Annotated in this window: 9 protein-coding genes; 8 read left to right on the top strand and 1 reads right to left on the bottom strand. The window is 41.1% G+C overall.

Going from position 1 to position 12383, the window contains the following annotated elements; translation table 11 throughout:
* Positions 1-11 precede the first annotated feature (11 nt).
* Entirely contained in the window at positions 12-356 is a 345-nt protein-coding gene (locus DZC72_RS02050; protein ID WP_243641622.1) for an SPOR domain-containing protein, read from the bottom strand.
* A gap of 257 nt (positions 357-613) precedes the next feature.
* Here DZC72_RS02050 and DZC72_RS02045 point away from each other — a divergent pair, with 257 nt between their 5' ends.
* Genes DZC72_RS02045 through DZC72_RS02010 form a run of 8 tightly spaced genes read left to right on the top strand, consistent with a single transcriptional unit; the run spans position 614 to position 12314 of the window.
* Positions 614-1975 carry a cytochrome c3 family protein gene (locus DZC72_RS02045; protein WP_125221245.1) on the top strand — a complete coding sequence of 454 codons (1362 nt, stop codon included), beginning with the start codon at positions 614-616 and terminating at the stop codon, positions 1973-1975.
* A 32-nt stretch (positions 1976-2007) separates the two neighbouring features.
* Complete coding sequence (locus DZC72_RS02040; protein ID WP_125221244.1) at positions 2008-5127, top strand: TAT-variant-translocated molybdopterin oxidoreductase; 3120 nt, start codon at positions 2008-2010, stop codon at positions 5125-5127.
* Positions 5128-5158: 31 nt separating this feature from the next.
* Positions 5159-6907 (top strand): NrfD/PsrC family molybdoenzyme membrane anchor subunit, encoded by a 1749-nt coding sequence (gene nrfD / locus DZC72_RS02035; RefSeq protein ID WP_125221243.1) that lies wholly within the window; start codon positions 5159-5161, stop codon positions 6905-6907.
* A gap of 3 nt (positions 6908-6910) precedes the next feature.
* Complete coding sequence (locus DZC72_RS02030; RefSeq protein ID WP_125221242.1) at positions 6911-7441, top strand: DUF3341 domain-containing protein; 531 nt, start codon at positions 6911-6913, stop codon at positions 7439-7441.
* Positions 7442-7443: 2 nt separating this feature from the next.
* Positions 7444-8004: a c-type cytochrome gene (locus DZC72_RS02025; protein WP_125221241.1), complete on the top strand. Its 561-nt coding sequence runs from the start codon at positions 7444-7446 to the stop codon at positions 8002-8004.
* A 15-nt stretch (positions 8005-8019) separates the two neighbouring features.
* Complete coding sequence (locus DZC72_RS02020) at positions 8020-9351, top strand: quinol:cytochrome C oxidoreductase (protein WP_125222563.1); 1332 nt, start codon at positions 8020-8022, stop codon at positions 9349-9351.
* Between the two features lie 31 nt (positions 9352-9382).
* Positions 9383-10447 carry a cytochrome c oxidase subunit II gene (locus DZC72_RS02015; RefSeq protein ID WP_125221240.1) on the top strand — a complete coding sequence of 355 codons (1065 nt, stop codon included), beginning with the start codon at positions 9383-9385 and terminating at the stop codon, positions 10445-10447.
* A gap of 37 nt (positions 10448-10484) precedes the next feature.
* Entirely contained in the window at positions 10485-12314 is a 1830-nt protein-coding gene (locus DZC72_RS02010; protein WP_125221239.1) for a cytochrome c oxidase subunit I, read from the top strand.
* The last annotated feature ends 69 nt before the right edge of the window (positions 12315-12383 follow it).

The following is a 12383-nucleotide window of genomic DNA, read 5'->3' as shown; positions in this document are numbered from 1 at the left end:
AAATCGGCCTTTTAGGTCGATTTTTTTGGTTTTAATAACATGGCATCGGGATATTTTTTTCGAACCTCATTGAATTTACGTTCGGCTTCCAATTTCGATTTGAATCTGCCTACCCTTATTCTGTATGTTGGAGAGTCAAAGTCAATTTGGGAAGGCAATTCAGGAAAATCGATTTCTACATTGCTTTTGATTTCTTGTGCCTTTTCGTTATTGCTAACAAAACCCACCTGAATTCTGTAATAATCATTTTTGTCGAGCGACTTTTTATAGAGGTCCAATAGTTGGGTTATTTGTGCATCCTGGTCTATGGAGATAGTACCTTCCTGGGCATTTACCTTGGTTGCGAAAAAAATCATAATCGCTATGTAAAAAAGTTTTTTCATTTAAAAAACGGGGGTTTTATTTCCTCTCACAAATGTAAATTTTTAAAGGATAAAGGGTTAGCAATTTCAGTTATTTAGAATAATTATAAATTATTAGTTATAAATACATTTACCTTTTACCAAATAAAGTCTATGTCGTATTTTTGGCATCGATTAAGGCATTTTTTTACCGTTTGTCGTTAAAATACGATCTAAAATCGTGCCAAGATTCCGATTGAAATATTCTATTTATGAAAAAGGTACCGTACCGCAATCAGTTTTCCAAAGTCTTTGTTTTCAGTTTAGTAGCTATCCTACTTTTTTCAGTTTCATTGGTGGCACAAGATGTTGTTGCGGAGTCTGGTGATGCCGCTGCAACTAGTGGTGATGCAACTGCAGGTAAGGCTTTATTTAATCAGAATTGTGCAGCTTGTCACGCCTTGAACCGTAAAATGACCGGTCCTGCCTTGGCGAATGTGGAAAGTCGTTTGGCAGAAGAAGAGGGGTTGGACAGGGAATGGTTATACGCTTGGATTAAAAACAGTCCCGGGATGATCAAGGCTGGGGATGCGTATGCAGTCAAAATCTATAATGAGTACAATCAAGCGGCGATGACTGCCTTTCCGACGTTGACAAACGAGGATATAGACAACATTTTGGCATATACGGCTGCGCCACCCCCGGCACCTGCCGCTCCAGCTGCAGGGGAAGTTTCGGCAGTAGGTGCTGGACAGTCTTCCGGAGGTATTTCCAATGAGTTAATTTTAGGTGCCTTGGCTGTTGTTTTTGCCCTTTTGGTGGTCATGTTGATTTTGGTCAATAATACCTTGAGAAGAATAGCGGAAGCGAACGGAATTTCAATCGAAAAGGAACGGGCCGAAAAAAGAATCCCTATTTGGAAGGCTTTCGCACAAAATCAATTCCTGGTATTGGTGACCGTAATATTCCTATTACTGGGAAGTGCTTATTTCGCATACGGTTGGATGATGCAAATTGGAGTTGATCAAGGCTACGCACCTATCCAACCAATACATTATTCGCATAAAATACACGCAGGCGACAATAAAATCGATTGTAAATATTGTCACTCGTCCGCTAGAGTTTCCAAGCATTCAGGTATTCCTTCCTTGAACGTCTGCATGAACTGTCATAAATCTATTTATGAATACAAAGGAAATCCAGAAGGTCCTTCCCAAGAGGATTTGGCAAATGGATATACCAACGAATTTTACACCAACGAAATCAAGAAATTGTATAAGGCTGTTGGATGGGACGAACAAAATCAAAAATACACGGGTGAATCTCAACCTGTAGAGTGGGTTAGGATACACAACCTTCCTGATTTTGCCTATTTTAATCACTCCCAACATGTATCCGTAGCCGGTGTGCAGTGTCAGACCTGCCACGGTCCCGTGGAGGAAATGGAAATCATGTATCAGTATTCTCCTTTGACCATGGGATGGTGTATAAATTGTCACCGCGAAACCAATGTTAAGGTGGAGGGTAACGAATATTACGAAAAAATTCACGCGGAGCTTTCCAAAAAATATGGCGTTGAGAATTTAACGGCGGCCCAAATGGGTGGTTTGGAATGTGGAAAGTGTCACTATTAATTTATATAAGAAGCTAATTACAGATAATACGTATGGCATCAAACAAAAAATATTGGAAAAGCGAAGCGGAGTTAAATCCAGACGATTCCATTGTTGAGGCGCTAAGACAGAATGAATTTGTAGAGCAGATTCCTGTAGACGACTTTTTGGGGGATAAGGAAAACTTGTCCTCTACAAGTACCAATAGAAGGGATTTTCTAAAATACATAGGATTCAGTACAGCAGCGGCTTCTTTGGCTGCCTGTGAAGGCCCTGTGATAAAGTCCATTCCTTACGTTGTTCAGCCCGAAAACATTGTTCCTGGTGTCGCAAACTATTATGCAACTACTATTGCAAACGGCTTTGATTTTGCCAGTGTCTTGATAAAGACTCGTGAGGGTCGCCCAATAAAGGTTGAGAACAATACCCTGGCGAAAGTTGGGGGTGGTGCCAATGCAAGAGTGCAGGCATCCGTTCTTTCATTGTACGATAGCACTAGGCTCCAAGGACCCATGTCCGCTGAGGGGCCTATTGAATGGGATGCTTTAAATGCAGCTGTAAAGGCCAAGATGGCCGGTCTTAAGGGAGGGTCAAAAAAGATTGTGTTGCTTACCCAGACGTATGCAAGTCCATCTACTGATAGATTAATTTCTGAATTGATGGCTACCAATGAGAATGTGGCTCATGTAACATATGATGCTATTTCCGAGGATGCTGCATTGACTGCTTTTGAGCAGGCCTATGGTGAGCGGGCTCTTGCCGATTATAATTTTGAAAATGCTGACCTGATAGTATCTTTTGGTGCGGATTTTCTTGCTGATTGGCAAGGTGGCGGATATAGTTCAGGTTATTCCAAAGGACGTGTTCCAAAGAACGGAAAGATGTCCAGGCATGTACAGTTGGAGGCAAATATGTCTTTGACCGGTGCAAATGCTGATAAACGATTTCCTTTGACACCTACAGCGCAGAAAGTTGTTCTTGCCAAATTATATGGGAAGTTAAACGGTACGTCAGTAGGTGGTAACACTTCCGACTATGATGCCATTGTAGATCAGATTGCAGCTGAAATTAAAAAGGCCGGTTCCAATGCGGTTGTAGTCACAGGTTTGGACGATTTGAATGCCCAAGCCGTAGTTTTGGCAATCAATAAAATGTTGGGCAGTAAGGCATTTGATCCCACTTCGCCAAGATATACTAGGAAGGGGAATGTTAAGATGTTGGAGGTGTTGATTTCCGATATGAAGGCCGGTAGGGTTGGTGCCTTGATCATGGACGGGGTGAACCCAATGTATTCATTGCCAAATGCCGCAGACTTCAAGGAAGGTTTGGAGAAAACAGACCTTTCTGTTTTGTTTACTACCAATTGGAATGAAACTGCCGAGGTGGTACAGTATGCTGCGGCCTCCAATCATTATTTGGAATCTTGGGGGGATACCCAGATAAAAAAAGGGCATTACAGCTTAATGCAGCCCACTATAAAAGAGCTTTTCGATACGAAGCAATTCCAATCGGCCCTTTTGGGTTGGATGGGAAGCGATGCTTCTTACTATGATTATATAAAGGATACATGGACCTCCAGTATTCTAAATGGGGCAAGTTGGAACCAAGCTTTACAGGACGGTGTTTTTGAAGCACAGTCTACGACCGTGGATATGGAAGTAGGGTCGGCTCCGGCACCTGTTGCTGAGGAAACTGAAATGGAATCTACAAGTGTTCCATTGGCCTCAGCAGTTAGAAGTTTGGCAAATGCTACCAGTGGTGGTATGGAATTGACATTGTACTCCAAAGTGGGAATGGGAGATGGTCAACAGGCAAGTAATCCTTGGTTGCAAGAGTTTCCAGATCCAATCACAAGGGTTTCTTGGGACAACTATGTGACTATCTCAAAATCAGATGCGGAAACATTGGGTGTTGAGAATGTCAATGTTGCCAACGGAGGAATGGATGGTAACTATGTGAATTTAACTGTCAACGGTGTAACCATACAAAATGTACCTGTGGTTGTACAGCCTGGTCAGGCAAAAGGTTCTTTAGGCCTTTCTTTTGGATATGGTAAAACCGTAGGGATGAAGGAGGAGATGCAAACAGGTGTCAATGCCTTTAAATTATATGAAGGTTTTAATGCCAATCAAGTCGTAACGGTTGAAAAGACTTCGGGTAATCATGAATTTGCTTGTGTCCAGCTTCATAAAACCTTGATGGGTAGAGGTGACATTATAAAAGAAACCACTTTAGAGATATTTAATACCAAGGACCATGCGGAATGGAACCATGTTCCCCAAGTTTCCTTGAACCACCAAGAGGTTCCGGCAACTACTGTCGATTTATGGGAAAGTTTTGATCGTTCAATAGGCCATCATTTTAATCTTTCCATCGACCTAAATGCCTGCACTGGATGTGGTGCTTGTGTTATAGCATGTCACGCGGAGAATAATGTTCCCGTAGTTGGTAAAAAAGAAGTGAGGGTTTCCAGGGATATGCACTGGTTGCGTATAGACAGATATTACTCTTCTGAGGAATCTTTTGAAGCTGACAACACTAAAAAGGATGAATTGGATGGTCTATGGGGCGATAATGGCTCTCTAGGAGGTTTCGGGGAAATGGAACACCCAGCTGATAATCCACAGGTAGCTTTTCAACCTGTAATGTGTCAGCACTGTAACCACGCTCCTTGTGAAACTGTATGTCCTGTAGCGGCTACATCACATGGTAGGCAGGGTCAGAACCAAATGGCTTATAACAGATGTGTTGGAACAAGATATTGTGCTAACAACTGTCCTTACAAGGTGAGAAGGTTTAACTGGTTCCTGTACAATAATAACGAGGAATTTGATTTCCATATGAACAATGATTTGGGTAAAATGGTATTGAACCCAGATGTGAACGTCCGTTCTAGGGGCGTAATCGAAAAATGTTCCATGTGTATCCAAAAAACACAAAAAACTATTTTGGATGCAAAACGTGACGGTAGGCTAGTTAAGGATGGTGAATTCCAAACGGCTTGTTCCGCTGCCTGTGATAATGGTGCCATGGTTTTTGGTGATATAAATGATGAAAGCAGCAAGGTATCCGAATTAAAGGAAAGTAACCGTATGTACCATCTATTGGAGCATGTGGGTACCAAACCAAATGTGTTTTATCACGTTAAAGTTAGAAATACCAACGAAGCATAACAATACAAGAAAGTAATTATAATAGAAGTCTATGGCGTCGCATTACGAAGCACCTATACGAAAACCCCTAGTACTTGGAGACAAGGGCTACCACGATGTAACAGTGGATATTGCCGCTCCAGTAGAAGGAAGGGCCAATAAGCATTGGTGGATTGTTTTTTCCATTGCCTTGGTGGCATTTCTTTGGGGAGTAGGTTGTATTATTTATACTATATCAACGGGTATTGGAACCTGGGGACTGAACAAAACCGTTAACTGGGCTTGGGATATAACCAACTTTGTTTGGTGGGTAGGTATTGGTCATGCCGGTACATTGATTTCCGCAGTATTGTTGCTGTTTCGTCAAAAATGGAGAATGGCGATTAACCGTTCTGCTGAGGCGATGACTATTTTTTCGGTGATTCAAGCTGGTTTGTTCCCGATTATACACATGGGTAGGCCGTGGTTGGCATACTGGGTATTGCCTATTCCCAATCAATTTGGGTCTTTATGGGTGAACTTTAACTCCCCGCTGCTTTGGGATGTATTTGCAATCTCAACGTATCTATCCGTTTCTTTGGTATTCTGGTGGACAGGATTGCTTCCTGACTTTGCAATGTTGAGGGATAGGGCCATTTTACCTTTTCAAAAGAAAATATACAGCTTGTTAAGTTTCGGATGGAGTGGACGTGCCAAGGATTGGCAACGTTTTGAAGAGGTTTCCTTGGTATTGGCAGGTTTGGCCACGCCCTTGGTACTTTCTGTGCATACCATCGTATCGTTTGACTTTGCCACATCCGTTATACCTGGATGGCATACCACCATCTTCCCTCCATACTTTGTTGCGGGAGCTATATTCTCAGGATTCGCCATGGTAAATACCTTATTGATTATTATGCGAAAGGTATGTAGTCTGGAAGCTTATATTACGGTTCAGCATATTGAGTTGATGAATATAGTCATCATGATTACGGGTTCTATCGTTGGTTGTGCTTATATCACCGAGCTTTTTATGGCATGGTACTCAGGTGTTGAATATGAGCAATATGCTTTCTTGAATAGAGCTACTGGTCCTTACTGGTGGGCGTATTGGGCTATGATGACCTGTAACGTGTTTTCTCCCCAATTTATGTGGTTCAAGAAATTGAGAACGAGTATTATGTTCTCCTTCTTTATTTCCATTGTGGTAAACATAGGGATGTGGTTTGAGCGTTTTGTAATTATAGTGACTTCATTACATAGGGATTATCTTCCATCATCTTGGACCATGTTTTCCCCAACTTTTGTTGATATAGGTATATTTATTGGAACCATTGGATTTTTCTTCGTACTCTTCTTATTGTATGCAAGAACATTCCCCGTGATTGCACAAGCGGAGGTTAAGTCGATTCTTAAATCATCGGGAGAGAAATACAAAAAGCTTAGGGACGCTGGTCAACCGCTTTATCAAATATCAACTGAAAGAGTTTTGGTTAAAGAAGAGCCGGTTATAACCCAAGATGTATTAATGGGTGAAGTTGAACCTAAAGAAGGTGATAAGATTGGCGTAAACGAGTTGTTAAGTAGCATTGGTACCTTTGATGCCACTAAAGAAACACCTGACGACCTTAAGAAGGTAAAGGGTATTGGGCCTCAGATGGAAGCTACTTTGAACGAAATTGGTATTTACACATTTGCACAAGTTGCAAGGATGACGGAGAAGGAATATAACCTGTTGGATTCGATTACTGGTTCTTTCCCGGGAAGGGCTCAGAGAGATGATTGGGCCGGACAAGCTAAATTATTAAACGACAAAAAGTAGGCTATGGCATCTAAAGTTATACAAGCATTTTACAACGATGATGACGTTTTAATGCATGCCGTTAAAAAGGTTAAGGCTGCCAAACATCACATTGAGGAAGTATATTGCCCTTTTCCCGTTCATGGCCTTGATAAGGCTATGGGTTTGGCACCTACCAGAATAGCCATAACTTCTTTTTTATATGGGTGTGTAGGTCTTACAGTGGCTATAGTAATGATGAACTTTATTATGATCAAGGATTGGCCCCAAGATATTGGAGGCAAACCAAGTTTTAGTTACATAGAGAATATGCCTGCATTCGTGCCCATTATGTTCGAGCTTACGGTTTTCTTTGCCGCCCACTTAATGGTAATTACCTTTTACCTTCGAAGTAGGTTGTGGCCTTTCAAAAAGGCGGAAAACCCCGATGTAAGAACAACGGATGATCACTTTGTAATGGAAATCGAAGTCCATGGAAATGAACAAGAGTTGAAGGATTTGTTGGCTGGCACCGGTGCTGTGGAAATTAATATATCAGAAAAAAACAGTCATTAAATATGAACAGTTTTCTAAAAATTACGGTTATAGGGTGTTTATTGGTGTTTTTTGCCGCTTGTCAAGATAAGCGCGAACCAAATTACCAGTACATGCCTAATATGTATGAACCAGTTGGTTATGAAGCCTATAGTGAAGTTGATATTTTACCTTCAAACCAAGAAGCGATGGTACCCCCTGCCAATACCATCAATAGGGGTTGGTTACCGTATGAGTTTGAGAATTCTCCAGAAGGTAAGGAACTCGCCAGGTTGAATACAAGTCCGTTGGATTCTTTATCCAAGGACGCCAATTTGGCTGCTGGGGCAGAGATGTATACCATTTACTGCGCCATATGTCATGGTGATAAGGGCGATGGACAAGGGACACTAGTAAAAAGGGAAAAAATTCTTGGAGTGCCAAGTTATAATGATGCGGCCAGGAACATTACGGTAGGTACGGCCTATCATGTACAGATATATGGTTTGAACTCCATGGGGTCATATGCGTCCCAAATGAACAGTACAGAAATGTGGCAAGTGGCTGAATATGTAATGAAGCTGAAACAAGATTTAACCAAATAATAGGTGAACAATACTATGTATACGTTTTCAAACAGACTTAAGTTAGGTTCCATCATACTAATGGCCATAGGGTTATTGGGAATAATTGGTGGTTTTGTTATGGCTCCCGGCACGGTTGAGGAGGCCAAGGCAATGGTTGCCAGTCATGATGATGGACACGGAGGAGGGCATGATGCAGCTGCTTCACACGATACAGAATCGGCTCACGCAGTCACTGGAAACAATGAAGGTGATCATGGTGCTTCCCATGATAAGCATTTATTGGACCAATTAAAAAATAGACCTTGGGCCGCTTTATATGTTGCAGCCTTCTTTTTTATGATGATCGCGTTAGGGGTTTTGGCATTCTATGCAATTCAAAGGGCTGCCCAGGCAGGATGGTCCCCATTGTTGTTTCGGGTAATGGAGGGTATTACGGCCTATTTGGTCCCAGGAGGAATAATAGTTTTTGTCATCTTGGTTCTTTCAGTGCTACACATGAACCATTTGTTTATTTGGATGGATCCGGAAGTAGTAGCCCATGACGAATTGTTGCAGGGGAAATCGGGTTACTTAAATCCTACCTTCTTCTTGATTAGGGCCGCCATTTTCTTAGGGGGATGGATTGCTTACAGGGAGTATTCCAGAAAATTGTCTTTGAAACAAGATGAGTCCGATGACAATTCAAGTTTTAAATTGAACTTTAGGATTTCCGCTGCATTTTTGGTATTCTACCTAATTTCAGAATCCATTATGTCATGGGATTGGATTATGAGTGTAGAGCCGCACTGGTTCAGCACATTGTTCGGATGGTATATTTTCGCAAGTATGTTTGTATCCGGTATAACGGTTATCGCCATGGTGACAATCTATTTAAAGTCCAAAGGATACTTGCCCGATGTTAACGATAGTCATATCCATGATTTGGCCAAATTCATGTTCGGTATCAGTATTTTCTGGACCTACCTTTGGTTTTCACAGTTCATGCTTATTTGGTACTCGAACATTCCTGAGGAAGTCACTTATTATGTTACCCGTATTGAGGATTATAAATTGCCTTTCTTCGGTATGGTAGCCATGAATTTCTTGTTCCCTTTACTGCTTTTAATGAATAGTGACTATAAACGTATCAATTGGTTCGTTGTATTGGCAGGCATCGTTATTTTGGCCGGTCACTATATGGACATCTTTAATGCAATCATGCCTTCTACAGTAGGGGATCAATGGTTCATAGGTGTTCCTGAAATTGGAGCTATATTGTTTTTTGCCGGATTGTTCATCTTTTGGGTGTTTAGGGCTTTAACAACAGTACCTTTGCAACCAAAGCGAAATCCTTTTATTGAAGAAAGTAGACACTTTCATTATTAGTGAGTTTTAAAGTATAATATCAATACATACAATGACTACATTATTGACTTTCGCTGTTTTAGTTCTCGTGGCGATTGCCATTTGGCAAATGACCAAAATATTTGAGTTATCACAGCTTAGAACAGATAATTCAGAGGTTGCCAATGATAAGGATAATAAGAACAATGGTTATCTTATGTTCGCGTTTCTTGTCTTTATCTATGGTATCACCATTTTTAGCTTTGCTAAGTATGGAAAAGTACTTTTACCAGAGGCTGCTTCAGAACATGGATCTGATTATGATTTGTTGATGCTTATATCCATGGTAATTATCTTTATAGTTCAAATAATTACCCAGGCACTTTTACATTATTTTGCATTTAAGTATCGAGGTGAGAAGGGGAAGAGGGCATTGTTTTATGCCGATAATAACCGTTTGGAATTTATATGGACCATTATACCGGTTATTGTACTCGCCGGATTGATTCTTTACGGACTCTATACTTGGACGAACATTACGGATATAAACGATGATGACGATCCTTTGGTAATCGAGCTTTACGCCCAGCAATTTAACTGGACGGCAAGGTATGCCGGAGCGGACAATACACTTGGAAGTGCTAATGTTCGTATGATCGATATTGATAGGGCCAATGTTTTAGGCTTGGATGAATCCGATCCTTATGCAGGTGATGATGTAATTGTAAAGGAACTGCATTTGCCAGTGGGTAGGAAGGTTAATTTCAAAATGAGGTCCCAAGATGTACTTCATTCGGCCTATATGCCTCACTTTAGGGCACAAATGAACTGTGTTCCTGGAATGATTACAGAGTTTTCATTTACTCCGGTTTATACGACCGAAGAGATGCGTCAAAACCCTGACGTTGTGGAGAAGGTACAAAGGACCAATAAAATTAGGGCCGAGAAATCCACAGAAACAGGGGAGGTAATCGATCCTTGGGAGTTTGATTATGTCCTTTTATGTAATAAAATATGCGGTAAGTCGCACTATAACATGCAAATGAAAATTATTGTTGAATCCGAAGAGGACTACAATAAGTGGATGGAAAGCCAGCAGACCTTTAAAAGTACAATGATGGCAAGTGCCGCCCAATAAGAAAAAAAATTGTCTATAATAAAAGAAAAATTCGATTATGTCAGCAACAGCACACGCACACATAGATGATCACGTTCATGATGATCATGGACATCATCATAAGGAAACATTCGTAACCAAATATATCTTTAGCCAGGATCATAAAATGATTGCCAAACAGTATTTCATTACAGGAATACTTATTATGGGCTTCATAGGCATAGCTATGTCTCTCTTGTTCAGGATGCAACTGGCCTGGCCCGGTGAGTCCAATGTCTTTTTCGAGGCATTATTGGGTAAATGGGCTCCTGATGGGGTTATGGACGCCGATGTTTATTTGGCTTTGGTCACCATGCATGGAACAATTATGGTGTTTTTTGTTCTAACGGCTGGTCTTAGTGGTACGTTCAGTAATTTATTGATTCCCCTTCAAATAGGTGCTAGGGATATGGCATCTGGTTTTTTGAATATGGTTTCTTTTTGGTTGTTTTTTCTTTCTTCGGTTATTATGGTAACCTCTCTTTTTGTGGAAGCAGGGCCGGCAGCGGCAGGTTGGACCATTTACCCTCCTTTAAGTGCATTGCCCATGGCGCAACCTGGATCAGGTATGGGAATGACCCTCTGGTTGGTTTCTATGGCAATATTTATTGCCTCTTCCCTATTGGGTTCCCTAAACTATATAGTCACCGTTTTAAACTTACGTACAAAAGGAATGACGATGACTAGATTGCCTTTGACCATATGGGCATTCTTTGTAACGGCGATAATTGGTGTAATTTCCTTCCCTGTACTTCTTTCTGCGGCGTTGTTGTTGATAATGGATAGGAGTTTCGGAACATCTTTCTTTTTGTCTGATATTTTTATCCAAGGCGAGGTGTTGCACTATCAAGGAGGCTCACCCGTACTTTATGAGCATTTGTTTTGGTTTTTGGGACACCCAGAAGTTTATATCGTGATTTTACCGGCAATGGGTATCGTTTCAGAGGTTATGGCAGTTAATGCTAGAAAACCCATTTTTGGTTATAGGGCCATGATTGCGTCGATTTTAGCCATCGCCTTCCTTTCAACCATCGTTTGGGGTCACCACATGTTTATTTCAGGTATGAATCCGTTCCTGGGTTCCGTATTCACATTTACAACGTTGTTGATTGCAATCCCTTCGGCTGTAAAAGCTTTTAACTGGATTACCACCCTTTGGAAGGGCAACCTTCAAATGAATCCCGGAATGCTTTTCTCCATAGGGATGGTCTCAACTTTTATTACCGGTGGTTTAACAGGTATAATTCTTGGGGATAGCACCTTGGATATCAACGTACATGACACTTATTTTGTGGTGGCACACTTTCATTTGGTAATGGGTATTTCAGCATTATATGGGATGTTTGCCGGTGCCTATCATTGGTTCCCTAAAATGTTCCAAGGTAGAATGATGAGCAAGAATTTAGGTTTTGTCCATTTTTGGATTACCGCCATAGGTTCCTATGGTGTGTTTTTTCCAATGCATTTTGTTGGAATGGCCGGGGTTCCTAGAAGATACTATGAGAATACGGCTTTCCCTATGTTCGATGAATTGACAGATGTTCAGGCTTTGATGACAGTTTTCGCTATTATCACGGCAGCTGCCCAATTGGTATTTGTTTACAATTTTGTAAGAAGTATCTTTTATGGAAAACGAGGAACACAAAACCCTTGGTCCGCCACTACATTGGAATGGACAACCCCAATGGAGCACATTCATGGAAACTGGCCTGGAGCTATACCTGAGGTGCATAGATGGGCGTATGATTATAGCAAGGTAGATGATAACGATGAGTATATCATTCCGGGTCAGGATTATGTGCAGCAGCATGTCCCATTATTTGATGGGGAGGAAGAACTACAACATTAAGATTTTAAATCTGTTGAAATGCCTAACTTTTTGGTTAGGCATTTTTTTTGCTTTAAACAATTGGGTTTG

The sequence above is a fragment of the Maribacter algicola genome (genome assembly GCF_003933245.1).
Taxonomy (GTDB): domain Bacteria; phylum Bacteroidota; class Bacteroidia; order Flavobacteriales; family Flavobacteriaceae; genus Maribacter; species Maribacter algicola.
This window is presented reverse-complemented; position numbering and strand designations above follow the sequence as displayed.

Bases quoted from the DNA above. Each gene is read 5' to 3' on its own strand.
- DZC72_RS02050 (WP_243641622.1), bottom strand. From the start codon at position 356: ATGATTTTTTTCGCAACCAAGGTAAATGCCCAGGAAGGTACTATCTCC.
- DZC72_RS02045 (WP_125221245.1), top strand. From the start codon at position 614: ATGAAAAAGGTACCGTACCGCAATCAGTTTTCCAAAGTCTTTGTTTTC.
- DZC72_RS02040 (WP_125221244.1), top strand. From the start codon at position 2,008: ATGGCATCAAACAAAAAATATTGGAAAAGCGAAGCGGAGTTAAATCCA.
- nrfD (WP_125221243.1), top strand. From the start codon at position 5,159: ATGGCGTCGCATTACGAAGCACCTATACGAAAACCCCTAGTACTTGGA.
- DZC72_RS02030 (WP_125221242.1), top strand. From the start codon at position 6,911: ATGGCATCTAAAGTTATACAAGCATTTTACAACGATGATGACGTTTTA.
- DZC72_RS02025 (WP_125221241.1), top strand. From the start codon at position 7,444: ATGAACAGTTTTCTAAAAATTACGGTTATAGGGTGTTTATTGGTGTTT.
- DZC72_RS02020 (WP_125222563.1), top strand. From the start codon at position 8,020: ATGTATACGTTTTCAAACAGACTTAAGTTAGGTTCCATCATACTAATG.
- DZC72_RS02015 (WP_125221240.1), top strand. From the start codon at position 9,383: ATGACTACATTATTGACTTTCGCTGTTTTAGTTCTCGTGGCGATTGCC.
- DZC72_RS02010 (WP_125221239.1), top strand. From the start codon at position 10,485: ATGTCAGCAACAGCACACGCACACATAGATGATCACGTTCATGATGAT.